The sequence below is a fragment of the Bifidobacterium mongoliense DSM 21395 genome, assembly GCF_000741285.1.
GTDB lineage: Bacteria > Actinomycetota > Actinomycetes > Actinomycetales > Bifidobacteriaceae > Bifidobacterium > Bifidobacterium mongoliense.
This window is the reverse complement of record NZ_JGZE01000009.1, coordinates 1-16,501: the sequence shown is the minus strand read 5'-3', so window position 1 is coordinate 16,501 and position 16,501 is coordinate 1. Positions and strand designations below refer to the sequence as shown.

Here is a 16,501-nt window from a genome sequence, read left to right as displayed (position 1 = left end):
ACGGTACCGTGAGAGAAGGAACGTGCGGGAGGCCGGCCGGCAGCGGGCCGGCATGGAGCATCTCCAACGGCTGAAGAAGGAGACGAAGGACCTCAGGACACGCATCAGGGCATGCAAGGAACACGAAAGAACCCTGGGCGAACAGGCCGGCAGGCTCAAACAGACGTTCCGCGACAATGCGGACCTCCTGCTCAGACTGGCCGCAACGTCGGACAGGGATCTGATCGACGACGCGCCCAAGGGAGGCTACATCGACGAACTGCGCAAAGAGGAAACGACATGGCAATGAACCTCACCAAACTCGCGAACGCGGAATACACGCTGCACGACATCATGGAGGCACTCGACGCGGACGGGGCTACGGTCGGCACGGGACCAAGCGGATACTACACCGCGAAGGGCAACCCGCCCGGACGGTGGATAGGTTCCGGCGCCGAACTCCTGGGAGGCTCCGTCGGACGGACGGCATCGTCGAAAACGGTCCGCAGCCTCATCAACAACAGTCGTGACCCGTCAACGGGAAGATTCCTGGGCGACGTGAAACTCACCAAGGGCGACGACGGCGAACCGCCGGTCGCCGGCTGGGACTACACCACCAGGCAGCCGAAAAGCGTCAGCATCCTATGGGCGTTCGGCGACGCGGAAACACGCAGGGGCATCGACGAATGCCTCCAGAAAGCCACGGACATGACCATCGCCTACCTCAAAGACGAATACGCTTCGACGCGGGAGGGGCAAGGCGGGGTCGCATCCGTGGCATGCGACGGCGTCGCCGGATTCGTGTTCGACCATTTCGACACCCGTGACGGCGACCCGCAACCGCACAAGCACATCACCATATCCAACCGCGTGCGCAGAAGCTCCGACGGGGTATGGACCGCGCTCGACGGCAGGAAACTGTACTCCAGCATGGTCGAGATCTCCGAAATCCACGAGAACCTCCTCCAGGACCTGCTCACCCAACGATTCGGATGGACCTGGACCACCAAGGTCAACGAACAGGGAACCAAATCCGTCATCAACGAGGTGGACGGGGTACCCGCCGAACTCATCGAGGCATTCAGCGGCCGTCACAGTGAGATCGCGAAACAGGTCGAGCAGCGGGTCCAACAGGAAGAGGCCCAGACCGGACGGCCCGTCAGCTTCCAACGACGCGCGCAGATCGACCTGGAAGTATGGCAGGCCACCAGGAAGGCGAAACCGGAAATCCAACCCAGCCTCGCGGAAAAACAACGGCACTGGTGGAAGAAACTCGGGCAGACGGCGCCCGACATCGACATCCGGCACGTGTGGGACACCGTCAACTCCCGCAAGACCAGCATGCTGCACATCGACTCCACCTGCCAGGAGGACATCAGCCGGCTCCGCTCGACCAGATCGCCGACATGAGCCGGACGGGCAAGAACGGCCTCCAACTCGAACGGGAACTCGTCGACCTGTCCTACCGCAACGTATCCAAAGGCCGGACCACATGGAAGAAGACCAACGTGAGGGCCGAAGCCGAACGACTCCTCAGAAGCGTCCGCATCGACCCCGAACAGCGGATCATCGTCGCCAACCGGATCGCGGACCTCGCCCTCGCACGATGCGTCAAATTCACACCCGGCAGATACCGGATCCCGCAGGACGCCAAGGACAGTCCCACCCTCACCAACGGCAACGGCGTAAGCGTGTTCGACGACGACAAGCTCGACCTATACACCAGCCAGGAGATCCTCGACGCCGAACATTATATGATCGGACAGGCCGGGAAGCCGGCCGTCACCGGATTCACCGCGGACGAGGCCCGCATATGGCTGCAAGGATGGAACGAGCAGGCCAGGCGGAACGGAGGATACCCGCTGGCCGCCGACCAGTTCGAAGCCGCTGTCTACGCATTGTCCAATCCCAGGATGGTCGGCGCGGTCATCGGACCGGCAGGCACGGGAAAGACGACCACCATGCGAGCGGTGGCGGACGCATGGCGCGCCAAATACGGTCCCGACAGCGTCCTGGGACTGGCGACCAGCCGCAGGGCCGTCGGCGAACTGAGGAACAGCATCGGATGCAACAGCATCACCATCGCCAAACTCCTCTACCACAACGACATCGACCAGATCGAGCGACACCGACGCGACATCGCCGTGCTCGACCAGCAGATCCGGTCGACGCCCGACCCGGTCCAAAGACTCGCCTGCCGCATGCGGCTGAGCCGGATCCTCGCCGAGGAAAGCACCTACTCCATCCGGCCGAACCAGCTCGTGATCATCGACGAGGCCGGCATGGTCGACACCAGGCACATGGCCCAGATATCAAGAATGGCCGAACTCATGGGAGCCAAGGTCACCCTGACCGGAGACCCGCTCCAACTCGACAGCGTCTCCGGAGTCGGCGGCATGCTCGGCTGGATGGAACGGCACGGCATGTATCAGATGCTCTCAAGCCTGTGGCGGTTCACCTCCAAGGCCGACAAATGGGACGGGGACCCCACGGCGGAAGGGACTCCATCCGCAGATGGGAAGGCGAGGGACGGGCGACGCTCGAACTCAGGAAAGGCGGCGACCGCGCCGATCCCGAAAGCGTCGCCTCATGCGAACGGCTCGTGCAACGGTACGTGGACCACGACCGGCTCCACTGGGGAGAGGACGTGCAATTGGAGGAGGAGTCCTACGTCCAGTGCATCGAATGGCAGGACCAGGGCAAAAGCACCCTGCTCATCGCCGGCACCAGGGATCAGGTCAGGGACATCAACAGACGGTTCATCCTCGAACGACGTTCCAAAGGGCAAAGCGAAGCCGACCCCGCCAAAACCTTCGCGCTCCGCGACGGCCTGGACGTCGGCCGAGGAGACCAGATAGTGTGCAGGAAGAACGAAGACGACGTCACATCCCATGACGGCCGGACGATAGAAAACGGCATGACGTTCCGCATCGAAAACGTCGGACGGCGGGACGTCTCATGCGTAAGCCTGGCCGACGGCAGCCGTTGGGAGATCCCGCGGGAATTCCTCGAAACGGGATGCGAAGCCGGATACGCCTGCACCGTACACCGCTGCCAGGGCATGACCGTGGACCGTTGCGCGGTACTGTTCCCGTCCGACGCGAACACCCCATGCAACCTGCAATACGTCGCAGGCAGCAGAGGCAAGGAGGAGAACCACTTCTACTACGCCTGCCCGGACGAGGAGCAACGCAAGATCAGACACCAACTCTCCGGCGTCGAGACGGACCCCAAGGCCATCGCCATGTCGCGTATGAAAGCAAGCCTGCTCAACCATCCCGACGCTGCGACCGCCACCGAAACCCTGGAACGTGAACGGACGGACCGCATGAACCTCAAACGGCTCATGTGCGAACACGACTACGCCGCCGGCCTCATCTCCGGCCCTCACCTCAACGCCATGCTCGCCAGACGCCACGATCCCAAAACCGTCGACAAAATCACCCGCAGCCCAAGCTACGAATGGCTCCGCGGCGTCTGGTCACGCGCCTACATGACCGACGCGAAACGCGCCTTCGCGATCATCGGCCAGCCGCTCGACCCCGACCGTCTCAAAGGCCGTCGGCTTGACCGCGACCAGCTCGTCGGGAAGATAGCGCGAATCGCCAGGGTTCTGCATCCCGACCGGATGGACGATACCACATACCGTATCGACATGGACGTCAGCAGGGACTCCGAACAGGCGCGATACGTCACGGAGATCCTCGAACGCAGCGACATTCCCTACGCTCTCGCCGACACGCTCGACGGCAAGGCGATCACCATCGACGTGGACCATTCCTGCATCCCCGCGGTCAAGACCATACTCGACGGCCTGTGCCAGCCGGTCAAGGGCTTCGACCAGAGCCTGTTCCCCCAATGGCGTGAACTACGCAGGGAAGAGGGAAGGATCCTCAAGGAGAATCCCGGCATGAGAGGGCAAAGCCGGCCCGTGGAACCCGACTGGGCCGCCACCATCGCGGGACGGCTCAACGCCGGACTGCTCGACCGGGTGAACGGCACCGTCCACGAGGAATGGTGTGCCGGCGTCATCCCGCGCATCCGGGCCAGCCGGCACGGCAGCGAACTCGACATCGTAAGACAGAACGAACGACTCATCGAACTGAAAGTGGGCGAACTCGTCCGCGACGCACAAGCCTCAAACCAGCCATGGACCGGACGGATACTCGAAGCATCGGCCGACGACCCGACCCTGTTCCGCGACGTCGTCGTCTACCGGGCCATGTGGCAGGTCGACGAGGAAGATGATCCGCTGGGGGAGCGACCGCCCACGTCAAGCGGACGGCAGGAACAGCATTGGGCCAACCTCGACGGGCGGATCAACCACACCGACGGCGTCGTCAACCCCGGCAGACGGCACCGGCCATCGGCAGGCCGGGACATGTCGGCCATCAATCATGCGGAGGAAACGTCGACGAGACCGGAAGAGACAACGGCATGGCAGCCATCACGGAGGCCTTCCGACAAGCCGCGTAACGGGTTGCGGATATAAGCCCGATGATCCGGGGATGTCCACGTCGTCCATGCCGCAACGTCCAGCCGCCCGTCTCCTTGTTAAGCGGGCCACGTAGACGCGAATCGGCCGGCATCGGCCGTAAAGCATGTGGAAGGGGAGGAAAGGACCTCGGAAACCGGAAAGGACGGCGGACATGGCAACCATCACCGGATTGCTCGGATCACTCACGCATTGGCTCGTCCTGGCAAGCCAATGGTTCCACGATTGGGACATCACACTACTGACATCGGCGCTCATCGTCCTCGTCGTGATCGCCGGCGTGACCGGTCGGGCGGCTATGGGCCCACGACTGTGGATGCAACTTGTATGGGGAACCGTGACCGTCGTCGTCGGCCTGATCGAGGTTGCGATCATCTGGACCATCGTCACCCGCTATCTGCCGGTCTGCGACATGAGCGCCCTGATACGAAACATACTCCGGCACGAACCATCGACGGTGATTGCGTAGGTTCATCTGGCGGGGGGGATGCCGACGATCATAGGGGCGACCTATCGGTCCGGCACATTTTTCGTCTGAGCGAAAGAAAAACGTGCCACGGGTTTCCCCATGTCCTGAAATACCAATGCATGATGATTGAACATCACGGAACAGTATCCGGAATCCAGCAATGGAATTGTCCAGCTCGTCAAATTCGGACTTGACGGGGAACCGAATGATTTTCGCATGTACGTGTCTAGGCTTGTGCGCAAGTACAGGGTCAGCGACGCGCCCTTCCCGAAGGAACTGGAATCTCTGCTCCATTCCGCGACCGCATTCAAGCCGGCTCCGATTCGGGATGCGAATCGTGAGGTACACCTGACCGGGAAGCCGCCGGTCCTTTCCGTGGGTCAACGTCCTGATGCGGAAAAGAAGGAACCACTATTGCCCGAATGGATCGCGAAGCAGATCGAGGAGATGTTCGAAGATCGTCGAATATTCGCCTGATGGATGGAGACTGTATTCCTACCCGGCAATGTCCGGCAAAGGCTTTCCGATTTGATGAAGCGTTGCAATGTTTCCCGGATGGAACTTGCCCAACAAAATCGGCTGCAAGGACAGCCTTCTCAGTCGTTTTCCGAGCGGAAAAACAGACGAACCCTGCGAGGAAAATATCATCCGCATCGCAAAAGCCCTCAACATATCTACTGACTTTCTTTTGGGTGTAATGACTGTGCCGGACAGAAAGAAGTATGAAATCGACGAGTTGGGTTTATCTGCACAGGCGGCGAGAAACCCCTCTATACCGGAAAGGCGAACGAGATCAGCTGCCGGACACGGGAATCCGGCGGAACCGTGAAGTGTTGAAGGCGAGATTCGGCACGGCATGTCTTTGAGGAGCGATGGAAGCTTTCGGATTGTCGGAGTTTTTTGACGAGATCCTCGCGATCGGATAACGAAGAAGGCCCGTCCAAGGTCTTGTTGGACCTTGGACGGGCCTCCTCCTAGTGCGATAGAGGTGGGGTCTCTATCGCACCATTCCGTCATTCCTTGATGGGTTTCGTCTCTCCGTCAATGGCTTCGACGATTTCCGCGGTCTGCGCTTCCTCGTCGACGATCTCGCCGGAGGCGAGCTTGGTCTCGAGTTCCTTGACGATCTTGGCGTGCATCTTCTCATCGATCTTGACCTTGAAGCAGAACACCAGCAGGCTTAGGACGATGAGGGCCAAGGGCACATAGAAGGCGCAAGTCTTGAAGGTGGTGATATTGGAGGAGGTCATGTCGGCCGCGGTGGCGTTCCCGGCCATACCTGCGGCGATGGCGATGAAGCTGACGATGCCGTTGGACATCGCGCCGCCGATCTTGTCTAACATCGGTCGCACGGACAGGGTGACCGCCTCGTTGCGCTTGCCGTTCTTCAGCTGGCCGTATTCGATGGAGTCGGTCAGGGACAGGATGGCGGTCGTCTGAATGAGCGTGCTCGGCACGTAGAAAAGGACGAGCGCGACGAACACCATAATCATGTTATCGTCGAAGATGCCAAGCAGGATGTAACCGATGATCATGGAGGTCATGCCGCCGATGTACAGACAGCGGCGCGGAATGCGCTTGTTCAGAATCGGATACAGCGGGGCCATGATCAGGCCGGCGACCAGTGCGATGATGCCGGTGACCGAGTAGGCCGCCGGATTGTCGAGCACGAACTTGAACAGGAAGACCAGCACGCCGGTAGTGGCCACGTTGGCGATGGCGTACAGCAGGTAGCTCAGGGCGACCCACAGCAGCTGATCGTTCTGGAATAGGGCCTTGAACGCCTTGAGAGGGCCGCCGTTATCCTGGGCCTTGGAGCGCAAGGTGCTCTGGCTCTCCTTGGTGCCGAACGCGACGGTCCACGCGGTCAGGATGCCGAGCAGCGCCACGATGATGCCGAAGGAAGTCCAGCCGCTTTGGTTTTCCGTGTGGGAGCCGCTGAACATCCAGCTGAAATAGGTGACGATCGGAATCACGACGACGGTGATGCCGTTGTAGCCAATGGAGCCGGTGAAAGTGCCGAGCGCGGTATAGGTGGAGCGCTCGTGCGAGTCGGAGGACAGTGCCGGGATCATGCCCCAGTATGAGATGTCGCGCAGCGAGTAGAACACGTCGAGCACGATGAACGTGATGACGAACAGCACGATGAACCAAGTCTGGTCCACGTTGACCAGGCCGAACATGCCGGAGAAGATCACGACAAGCAGCACGGACGAAACCAGGCCTCCGATGAATTGCCATGGGCGGAAACGGCCCCACTTGGTGGTGGTGTTGTCGACGATATTGCCCAACAGCGGATCGATGAAGATCTCCGCGATGCGGATGATCACGACGAGGCTGGTGATGATGCCGATGAGTTTAGCCGCAACGGCCTTGTCGACATCGGAAAACAGGGAGCTGGTCACATACACGATGAAGTATGTGCTGAGCGCGTTGTAGAAGGCGGCCTGGCCGAGGTTGCCGCATGCGTATGCGATGCGTTGGCCGAGCTTTCCGCGACGGACCTCACCGTCCGCTGCGGTGGTTGCATTGCTCATTGCTTTTCTCCTTAGAAGAGTCGGAGTGAAGATCACCCATTGACCTCGAGACTAGAGTATACCTCGAGACTAGAGTATACGATGTTTACGGAAAAAAGTAAAAAACATTAGTAACGTTTGCCTTTCGCGGCGTGTCGAAAGTGTGTTGCGACTGATGTGATATGACGGAAAAGGGAAACTGTCCTGACATGCAATCGTTTGAATATTGTCAGTAAGATAAAGCTAAAACATGATTTGCATTATGAGTAATAATGGTTTATTATCCAAGTAAAAGAGTTTAGCGCTCTTGGATACATTGACAACGACGTAATGTTTAAAGGAAAGCAGGAATCATGACAGAAGAGACCCGCGTGGAGAACGCCTCGGAAGCTTGGCTCACCGACCCCACCATCTTCGCGGTCAACCGCGTGCCGGCACATTCGGAACATCGCTATTACGCGCACATGCCGCAGGGCGATGAACGTTCGGATCTCAGGCAGAGCCTCGACGGCGAATGGCGGGTGGAGGTGGTGCAGGCCTCCGACATCGACTTCCATGAGGAGCCGTTCGTGGCCGAAAACTTCGACGACTCCGCATTCGAACGCATCCAGGTTCCGGGACACCTGCAGACGGCTGGTCTGATGAACCACAAGTACGTGAACATCCAGTACCCGTGGGACGGCCACGAGAACCCGCTCGAACCGAACGTGCCGGAAAGCAACCATGTGGCGCTCTACCGCAGGAAATTCACGGTCTCCGACCGACTGGCCGGCGCCAAGGCCGCAGGCGGCACCGTCTCCATCGTGTTCCATGGCATGGCGACCGCAATCTACGTGTGGGTCAACGGCCTGTTCGCCGGCTATGGCGAGGACGGGTTCACGCCGAACGAATTCGACGTCACTGACCTGTTGCACGACGGCGAGAACGTCGTGGCGGTGGCCTGCTACGAGTATTCAAGTGCCTCCTGGCTGGAGGACCAGGACTTCTGGCGGCTGCACGGCCTGTTCCGTTCCGTGGAACTCGCCGCACAGCCGCACGTGCACATCGACAACATGCAGATCGAGACGGACTACGACGCCAAGACCGGTACGGCCTCCTTCGATGCCGTTCTGTCTGTGCGCAACGCCGCCGACGCGGCCACCATCTCCGCGACCCTGAAGGACGCCGATGGCGACGTGGTCTGGCAGACCGCCCACTGCGTCGACGGACGGACCTCGATTTCTTCCGGCTCCTTGCAGGACGTCACTCCGTGGAGCGCCGAGAATCCGGCTCTCTACGAGCTTGATGTCATCATCATCGACCATGCCGGCAACATCGCCGAAGTGGCAGTGCAGAGAATCGGCTTCCGTCGTTTCCGCATCGAAGACGGCATCATGACCATCAACGGCAGGCGCATCGTCTTCAAGGGCGCCGACCGCCATGAATTCGACGCCAAACGAGGTCGCGCCATCACCAAGCAGGACATGATCGACGACGTGATGTTCTGCAAGCGGCACAACATCAACGCCATCCGCACATCGCACTATCCGAACCAGGATTATTGGTACGAATTGTGCGACGAATACGGCATCTACCTGATTGACGAGACCAATCTCGAGACCCACGGCAGCTGGTGCCTGCCGGGCGATGTACTGACCGAGGAGACCGCCGTTCCGGGCAGCAAACCGCAGTGGGAAGGCGCCTGCGTGGACCGCGTCAACAGCATGATGCGCCGTGACTACAACCATCCGAGCGTCCTGATCTGGTCGCTGGGCAACGAATCGTATGCGGGAGACGTGTTCCGCGCCATGTACCGGCACGCGCACGACATCGATCCGAACCGTCCGGTGCACTACGAAGGCGTGACCCACAACCGTGACTACGATGACGTGAGCGACATCGAAACCCACATGTACGTGCATGCCGACGCGGTCGAGGAATATTTGAAGAACGATCCGAAGAAACCGTACTTGTTGTGCGAATACATGCACGCGATGGGCAACTCCGTGGGCAACATGGACGAATACACCGCACTCGAACGCTACCCGCACTATCAGGGCGGATTCATCTGGGACTTCATCGATCAGGCGATTCTCGCCAGGCAGTCGGACGGCACCGAGCGTCTGTGCTACGGCGGTGACTTCGGCGACAGGCCGAGCGACTACGAGTTCTCCGGTGACGGCCTGGTGTTCGCCGACCGCCGTCCCACGCCGAAAGCGCAGGAAGTCAAGCAGCTGTACGCCAACGTGCACTTGGACGTAACCGAGAGCGGCGTGGTCGTCAGGAACGACAACCTGTTCACTTCGACAGGTGGCTACGTGTTCGCGTTGCGCGTGCTGGCCGATGGCGAACCGGTATGGCAGTCCGACCGCCGTTTCGATGTCCCCGCGAACGAGACAGCATCCTTCGCAATCGACTGGCCTGTAGACCAGTATCGCGCGGATGCCAAGGAGCTGGTGCTTGAGGTCTCGCAACGTCTCGCCGAGCCGACCGATTGGGCCCCGGCGGGCTACGAGCTGTCGTTCGGACAGGCCGTCATCGACGGTATGAGACCGATGGCGGAAGCCAAGAAGCCCATAGACGGCGTCGTGACCGTCGGACGTTGGAACGCCGGCGTGCAGGGTTCCGGTCGCGAAATGCTGTTCTCCCGCACCCAGGGCGGCATGGTCTCCTACGCCTTCGACGGCCGTGAATTCGTGCTTCGCCGTCCGACGATCACCACGTTCCGCGCGCTCACCGACAACGACCGCGGCGCCGGCCACGGCTTCGAACGCGTCCAGTGGCTGGGCGCCGGCCGTTACGCCCGTTGCGTGGGCAACGAGATCGAACAGGTCGACGACGATACGTTGAAGGCGACCTACGTGTACGAGCTGGCCACCCCGCAACGCACCCGGGTGACGGTTGCCTACACCGCCGACACCACCGGCCGTGTGAACCTGCGCGTCAACTATCCGGGCAAAGAAGGCGAACTGCCGACCATGCCGGCCTTCGGCATCGAATGGGCGCTGCCGGTCGAATACTCCAGGCTGCGTTTCTTCGGTGCCGGTCCGGAGGAGACGTACCGGGATCGCAAGCACGCCAAGCTGGGCATCTGGAGCACCGACGCGTTCGCCGACCACGCGCCGTACCTCATGCCGCAGGAGACCGGCAATCATGAAGAGGTACGTTGGGCGGAGATCACCGACGGGCATGGCCATGGCCTGCGCGTAAACCGCGCGGCCGGGGCGGACCCGTTCGCGATGAGCCTGCAGCCGTATTCGAGCTTCATGCTCGAGGAGGCGCAGCATCAGGACGAGCTGCCCGTGCCGAAGCATATGTTCCTGCGCGTGCTCGCCGCCCAGATGGGCGTTGGCGGCGACGATTCCTGGATGTCGCCGGTACACCCGCAATACCAGATTCCCGCCGACCGGCCGATCAGCCTCGACGTTGATCTCGAACTGATCTGACGGCGGTCCGTGCGCGACGGGCCGGACCAACTCTTTCCCGACGCCGCGCATCTCCTTCGCGCGATGTCGGGAAAGACACTGCCACAAGGCGCTGGTGCATGCCTACGGCGGTGTCTTGAAGGGGCATGACGTCATTTCGCATGTTTCCAGCCACCATGCCCCTTCTTCATATCAGGAAGCGAAAGGCCGTGGATCCCCCGGAGCGGGAATCCACGTCCTTTCCCATCATTGCGCCATGTCAGTGCTTGGACGGCACGAAGCTGTCCCTGACGACTAGTTTGGTCGAAATCCTCATATGCCGGTTTACGACGTGCGTCGTCGACAACGCCTCCGAAAGCATGAACACGGCCGCCTTGGCCAGTTCATCCTTGTCGATATCGTACGAGGAAAGCGCCGGTGATGTGTATTTCGCGATTTCCTGGTTGTTGATGCTGATCAACCGAATGTCCCGCGGAACAAGGATTCCGGCTGCGGAGAACGCCTGTAGGACCCCTACTGCGAGTGGATCGGCCGCAACGATTAGAGCGTCGGGAAGATCGTTGGCATGCTCGCTTGCGAGCCTTTCTCCCAGCATGCGGCCGTTATCCATGGTGAATGGCCCCTCGTCCAGGACAAGGCCGTCGATATCAAGACCGAGCCGGACGGCCCAACTGCGGAACGCGAATGCGCGCGGATCCTCGGGGTATTCATGGTCTCCCATGATGTTGCCGAACCCGCCGATGAAGCCGATACGGCGGTTCCCGGCATCCATCAGTGCGTCCAGCGCGTCCAGGATGGTCTGTTCCAGATCCGGCTGGACGGAATCGAACAGGTTCGGTGCCGGATTGATGTCGATGAACACGCAATGGGGGAGAGCCGCATGCAGCCGACGCAGCAGGTCCCCTTCGAACAGGGCGGGACCAATCGAGATGAAGCCCGCGTACTTGGTCCGCTCATCGATCAGATCGCTCACCTCGTGGTATTCGGTCACGCTCATGCGTTCGGCCTCGGCGTATCTGTACAACGACGATCTGAGCTCGTCGAAGTATGCGTCCTGCAATCCCTTGTCCGGAATGACGTTGTTCAGTATGGCGATGCGCTGGGGTATGGTGATGCGCTGGTATTGGGGCACGCTCTCGTAGCCCATTTCCAAGCTGGCACTCAGAATCTTCTGCCGGGTGGTTTCCTTCACCGAGAATGTCGGATCGTCGCTGAGCACTCTCGATACGGTCGCTTGGGACAAGCCCGTCTTTTCCGCGATCTCCCTGATCGTAGCCATGGAAACCTACCTCCTTGCAATCTGATGACTAAACGTGTTTAGTAACAATTTTATCATGTTGTGTCATGCAATATGTGTATCGCGGGGTGGTTTTTCTTTCCGAAAAAATGATGCTGGCCATGTTTCTCAATGACAGGGAATATGGCCAGCTTTTTCGATTCGGGGTGCCATCGGATCCTATCGATGGATGACACCCTCAAACGGTGCATCGGGAGATAATTTGACATGTGCCATGTTGGTTCCCTCGGCGATCAGAGTGATCTCCATCGGTTCCGAGCAGCGTAGCGAATATGCCAACGTCTCTGCCGTCCATGACGCGTTCACTAGTATTCCGCCTCTTGCGCGGAGACCTCGGAAACTGCCTTCCTTCCAATCTTCCGGCAGCGCGGGAAGAAGCCGAATCAATCCGTCATGGCTTTGCAGAAGCATTTCCGACAATGCTGCCGGAAAGCCGAGATTGCCGTCGATCTGGAATGGAGGGTGCGCGCATAGGCCGCTGTCGTACACGCCTCCGCCAAGCAGATCGGTTTCGGCATCAGTGTCGACAGGGCGTAGGAACATGCCGATGATGCGTTCGGCATGTTCCGCGTCCCTCAGGCGGGCCCACATGATCATGCGCCAGACGATGCTCCAGCCAGAACCGTCGTCGCCACGTATTTCAAGGGATTTCCTCGCGGCCTTCTCCAAACGTGGGGTCTTCGATGTGATGCCTACCCCTGGATATAGCTCGTACAGGTGCGATAGGTGACGATGATGGGGATCGGCTTCGACGAATTCATCGTTCCACTCGAGGATTCTGCCATCCGTACCTATCTGCGGTTCAGCCAGCTGCGCGCAGATATGTTTCGCTTCTTGAACCAGATTCCTGTCCTTTTCGCCGAGGGCTTCCACATCCTGTGATGCTCGAATAAGGTCATTGAGCAGATTGCGCACGATGGCCGTGGCGTTCTCGCTGCTTCGGGCGACAGAGGCTGACTTGTCGTTGACCAGGAAGTAGTTTTCTGGAGAAGTAGCGGGAGAGGGGGCAAGCCCATGTTCCGTGTCCGACAGGAAATCCATGCAAAATCGGGCACTTTCCTTCATGATCGGCCAGATGCGGGCCAGATACGAGCTATCTTGATTGAACAGGTACTCGTCGAACAGGTTGCGGCACATCCATGCTTGTCCGAATGGCCAGAATGACCACATTGGATTTCCGTTCGCTGGTAGCGCTCTGCGCCAAATATCCACATTGTGGAAGACGGCGGATCCGCGGCACCCTAGAACATGCTCGGCCACTCCATGGCCAGGGTCCAAAAGTTCCTCATTCATGGTAACAAGTGGTTCGATAAGCTCCTGTAATGCGCAGGGGCCGGTCATCCAGTAGTTCATCTCGACATTAATGTTCGTCGTATACGCGCCATACCAGTTTGGGAAGTCCTTATGGTTCCATAGGCCCTGTAGATTGGCCGGTTGAGTGTGCTGCCTGGACGAGGAGATCAGCAGATACCGTCCGAAGTCGAACATCGCTTCCGATAGCTTTTCCAAGAGGTGTGGCGCATTCCCTGTTCTTGAACGCAGGATTTCAGTGAACGGCACCTCTACGTCATCTTCGTGTGCGGGGCCGAGATGTACGGAGACCCTATCGAAGTACTGCCGGTAGTCAGCGATATGGCGGTCAAGCAACGTTTGTGAATCAGACTGCCATTCGGTGAGGGACTTCTCAAGATGATTAGCGATGACCGTCATATCGCGTTCGGGCTGTTCGTTGCTTCCGCGGAATCCGCTCATGCTGCGGAAACGCAACAGCAGTCCGGTAACGTTCGAACAGTGCAGGACATTGCCGCTCGCTTGGATGTCGCCATCTTCGACGGTGACAGAGAGAGCGCCGGCGTACGCCATTCCGGTCCCGTTCAGTTCATCTTCCCAGGGATTGTCGGAAGGGTGGGGTAGCAGGCCGATGTTAAGGCCGGGCATCCGTCCCATGACGATGAGGGTTGCTTTTCGTGCATCGGAGCCGGACTGCAAAGATGTTTTGGATTGTCTGAGGAATTTGCCGGATACGTCGATGCCCACATTGATGGCCTCGCTCGACGTCATGCTGTAGATCAACGTATCGTCGGGTTTGCTGCACCATGATTCGACTGAGACGTGCCAGAGCTTATCCGGAATGTCTCGGAGGCGATGGCCCTAGCGAGATCCAGACGTCATATTATGCCGTTACGTTTGCCCGAGGGGCCGAATAATGGATTCGAGCCGTTCCGAACGGTTCGAACATCTGCTCGTCCCTTTCCTGCAGGGTGGTTTCCCCGATGATTCGCGTCGCAGCCGCGTAGTCGTCGCGGAACACTGCCTGTCTGTCGGCCGTGACGATCTTCGGTGTCAGTGCCGCGGTCTCCTCATGCGGATAGCCGGACCATAACGTGTCATCATTGAGATATAGCACGTCCGTTTCGGGTTCGGAGCACAGAACCGCTCCCATTCGGCCGTTGCCGAGCGGGATGCCCTCCTCCCAGTGTGATGAGGTTCCATGGAATACAAGCTTCATGACAGCTCCTTTATGCGCGCGGCGGCCACGCGACTGATCATCGGTCGCATCCTTGCGCCATCCAGATAAATCGTTATGGCCGATACTTCAGTGTCCCTGAATCGAACGTTTTCTAGACAATCCCACGGCCTGCCGATCCAGGCCTTTTTTTCATACTGAAACGTGTATAGAAACCCGTGCAAGAATCAGAGTGCAGTAATCGCTTGATTGGGTTGAGTTTCTTCACATAAGAACCTGCACGTAGCACGAAAGTGTGCTATACTTATGTCATGTCTTCAAGAATGGTGTTTGCCCGCTCGGCCGAGCGCCATGGTTACACGGTCGCCGATGTGTTGTTTGCGTATCAGCATCTGATTCGTCGTAAGGTGCTGGTGCGGAGCGGTGAACGCTATCTTAAGTTCACTGGACTGCACCATGGTGACCCGCTGGTGCCGAGCATCGAGGTCATGATGAAGGTCATTCCGGGGCAGGGCATCGTGGTGTTCCATGTGAACGCCGAACAGGGTGGCTTCTGGGACAAGGATTGAAAGGTAGGTGAACCTCATGGCATTGCAGGACGAGACGTGGCAGTGGGATGATTCTCAGGCGGTGGAGAGTACCGGCGCCCAGGCTCAGGTTGAGGCCGATCACGATTTGATGGAGGCGGCCGGCACCGATAATGTTGCGGATGCCGTGGCTGTATTGATGGGCAGGCCTCGCCTGGGGGACAAGCCCAGGGAGAAGAGCGTGCAGATTCATTTCAAGGCTTCCGAGTCGATGGCTGCCTTCGTGGACGAGCAGCGTGAACGTTCGGGATTGCGCAACAAGTCCGAGTATCTGCGCATGCTCATCGAGCAGGAGATGAAGCACCAGAACCACCGGTTGCAGGCCGCCTGACCATGATCGTCGGTTACGCCAGGGTAAGCACTCTGGAACAGAACGAGGCGTTGCAGACCGACGCGCTCGACAAGGCCGGCTGTGAACGGCTGTTCACCGATCATGCGTCGGGCGCGAAGGCGCACCGGCCCGAACTGGATCGCCTGCTCGATGTGATCCGCGACGGGGACACGCTCGTCGTGTGGAAGCTGGATCGGTTGGGGCGTAGCGTGCAGAATCTCGTGGACTTGATGAACCTGCTGCAATCCAGGGGAGTGGGGTTCAGGAGCCTTACGGAGAACATGGACACCACCACGCCCGGCGGCATCCTGGTCTTCAATGTGTTCGCCGCGATGGCGCAGTTCGAGCGCGATCTGATTCGGGAACGCACCAAGCGGGATTGCGGGCGGCCATGGGCACGTGGGCGTAAGGGCGGCCGACCCTCCAAGCTCACCGAGCAACAGCGCACGCGCATCCGCGAACTCTATCAAAGCCGAACCCTCACGGTGCAGGAGATAGCCGACCAGTACCACGTCAGCAGACAGACCATATACAGCGTCATAAAGGCATGAGAGTGCATTTATGAACCGTGCACGGCAATGCAACTAGTTAGTTATATAACTAACTACGCTCTGACGTCCTTGAGCTCCTTGTACCGCGCGAAGAGAATCGCGAGGCGCTCCTCGTCCGTCTGGCATGGTTTCTCTGCCCCGAAGGCTCTATCAACGAGTCGGTCCAGCTGCTCGGGTAGTGCCCGGAATCTTGCGCAAATTGTTTCTGCCTGTCATGGCACGATGTTCAACTCGCTTCCTGTATGGTGTCGTGAAGTCGGGACATGTCCAGGTAGCGTCGGGCCGACCAGTCGTTGGCGGTGACGTATCTGATTCTGGCGCTGATGAGCATCAAGCGCTCCTGCCGTCGGGGAAGCGCCGACCACGCGGGTTCGTCCTGCGGATCTCCCGKTYCAGCCGTTCGAT

Annotated in this window: 15 protein-coding genes and 1 pseudogene; 10 read left to right on the top strand and 6 right to left on the bottom strand. The window is 59.4% G+C overall.

Going from position 1 to position 16,501, the window contains the following annotated elements; all coding sequences use genetic code 11:
• The first annotated feature begins 52 nt into the window (after positions 1–52).
• The 6 genes from BMON_RS03805 (at position 53) to BMON_RS09885 (ending at position 5,772) form a co-directional block, all read left to right on the top strand.
• Positions 53–289: a hypothetical protein gene (locus BMON_RS03805; protein WP_033513640.1), complete on the top strand. Its 237-nt coding sequence runs from the start codon at positions 53–55 to the stop codon at positions 287–289.
• The gene (gene mobF, locus BMON_RS10360; RefSeq protein WP_237745318.1) at positions 280–1,389 is read left to right on the top strand and encodes a MobF family relaxase; all 1,110 of its coding nucleotides are present in this window, start codon (positions 280–282) and stop codon (positions 1,387–1,389) included. The genes BMON_RS03805 and mobF overlap by 10 nt, the downstream gene beginning before the upstream one ends.
• On the top strand, positions 1,386–2,837 hold the full coding sequence (locus tag BMON_RS10355; RefSeq protein ID WP_237745317.1) for an AAA family ATPase: 1,452 nt from the start codon (positions 1,386–1,388) through the stop codon (positions 2,835–2,837). The genes mobF and BMON_RS10355 overlap by 4 nt, the downstream gene beginning before the upstream one ends.
• Positions 2,838–4,628: 1,791 nt before the next feature.
• The gene (locus tag BMON_RS03795; protein ID WP_033513639.1) at positions 4,629–4,943 is read left to right on the top strand and encodes a hypothetical protein; all 315 of its coding nucleotides are present in this window, start codon (positions 4,629–4,631) and stop codon (positions 4,941–4,943) included.
• Positions 4,944–5,069: 126 nt separating this feature from the next.
• Positions 5,070–5,420 (top strand): hypothetical protein, encoded by a 351-nt coding sequence (locus BMON_RS03790; protein ID WP_033513638.1) that lies wholly within the window; start codon positions 5,070–5,072, stop codon positions 5,418–5,420.
• 85 nt (positions 5,421–5,505) lie between these two features.
• Positions 5,506–5,772 carry a helix-turn-helix transcriptional regulator gene (locus BMON_RS09885; protein WP_123645440.1) on the top strand — a complete coding sequence of 89 codons (267 nt, stop codon included), beginning with the start codon at positions 5,506–5,508 and terminating at the stop codon, positions 5,770–5,772.
• Positions 5,773–5,956: 184 nt separating this feature from the next.
• Here the strand turns inward: BMON_RS09885 and BMON_RS03785 are convergent, their stop codons facing one another.
• Positions 5,957–7,480, bottom strand: coding sequence for a glycoside-pentoside-hexuronide (GPH):cation symporter (locus BMON_RS03785; protein ID WP_033513637.1), 1,524 nt, complete (start codon positions 7,478–7,480; stop codon positions 5,957–5,959).
• 332 nt (positions 7,481–7,812) lie between these two features.
• On the opposite strand from BMON_RS03785, the gene lacZ reads away from it, so the two are divergent.
• On the top strand, positions 7,813–10,884 hold the full coding sequence (gene lacZ, locus BMON_RS03780; RefSeq protein ID WP_033513636.1) for a beta-galactosidase, LacZ type: 3,072 nt from the start codon (positions 7,813–7,815) through the stop codon (positions 10,882–10,884).
• Positions 10,885–11,122: 238 nt separating this feature from the next.
• On the opposite strand, the gene BMON_RS03775 is transcribed toward lacZ, so the two are convergent.
• The 3 genes from BMON_RS03775 to BMON_RS10350 all read right to left on the bottom strand — a co-directional run bounded on the left by BMON_RS03775 (position 11,123) and on the right by BMON_RS10350 (position 14,669).
• Positions 11,123–12,142, bottom strand: a complete 1,020-nt coding sequence (locus BMON_RS03775) for a LacI family DNA-binding transcriptional regulator (RefSeq protein WP_033513634.1) — start codon at positions 12,140–12,142, stop codon at positions 11,123–11,125.
• 177 nt (positions 12,143–12,319) lie between these two features.
• A complete protein-coding gene (locus BMON_RS09225) occupies positions 12,320–14,221 on the bottom strand; it encodes a glycosyl hydrolase family 95 catalytic domain-containing protein (RefSeq protein ID WP_237745316.1) in 1,902 nt (633 codons plus the stop codon).
• 112 nt (positions 14,222–14,333) lie between these two features.
• A complete protein-coding gene (locus BMON_RS10350; RefSeq protein WP_033513632.1) occupies positions 14,334–14,669 on the bottom strand; it encodes a glycoside hydrolase N-terminal domain-containing protein in 336 nt (111 codons plus the stop codon).
• A gap of 281 nt (positions 14,670–14,950) precedes the next feature.
• On the opposite strand from BMON_RS10350, the gene BMON_RS03760 reads away from it, so the two are divergent.
• From BMON_RS03760 to BMON_RS03750, 3 genes are read left to right on the top strand one after another with little or no spacing between them, the layout of a single operon-like run.
• A complete protein-coding gene (locus BMON_RS03760) occupies positions 14,951–15,196 on the top strand; it encodes a hypothetical protein (protein ID WP_033513631.1) in 246 nt (81 codons plus the stop codon).
• Positions 15,197–15,212: 16 nt separating this feature from the next.
• Entirely contained in the window at positions 15,213–15,545 is a 333-nt protein-coding gene (locus BMON_RS09220) for a hypothetical protein (RefSeq protein ID WP_152595818.1), read from the top strand.
• A gap of 2 nt (positions 15,546–15,547) precedes the next feature.
• Positions 15,548–16,096 (top strand): recombinase family protein, encoded by a 549-nt coding sequence (locus BMON_RS03750; protein ID WP_034885279.1) that lies wholly within the window; start codon positions 15,548–15,550, stop codon positions 16,094–16,096.
• A gap of 53 nt (positions 16,097–16,149) precedes the next feature.
• Here the strand turns inward: BMON_RS03750 and BMON_RS10555 are convergent, their stop codons facing one another.
• Both BMON_RS10555 and BMON_RS09880 read right to left on the bottom strand, forming a co-directional pair.
• Positions 16,150–16,296: a type IIL restriction-modification enzyme MmeI gene (locus BMON_RS10555; RefSeq protein WP_152595837.1), complete on the bottom strand. Its 147-nt coding sequence runs from the start codon at positions 16,294–16,296 to the stop codon at positions 16,150–16,152.
• A gap of 26 nt (positions 16,297–16,322) precedes the next feature.
• Positions 16,323–16,501, bottom strand: a pseudogene (locus BMON_RS09880) (IS256 family transposase); the annotation flags it as partial.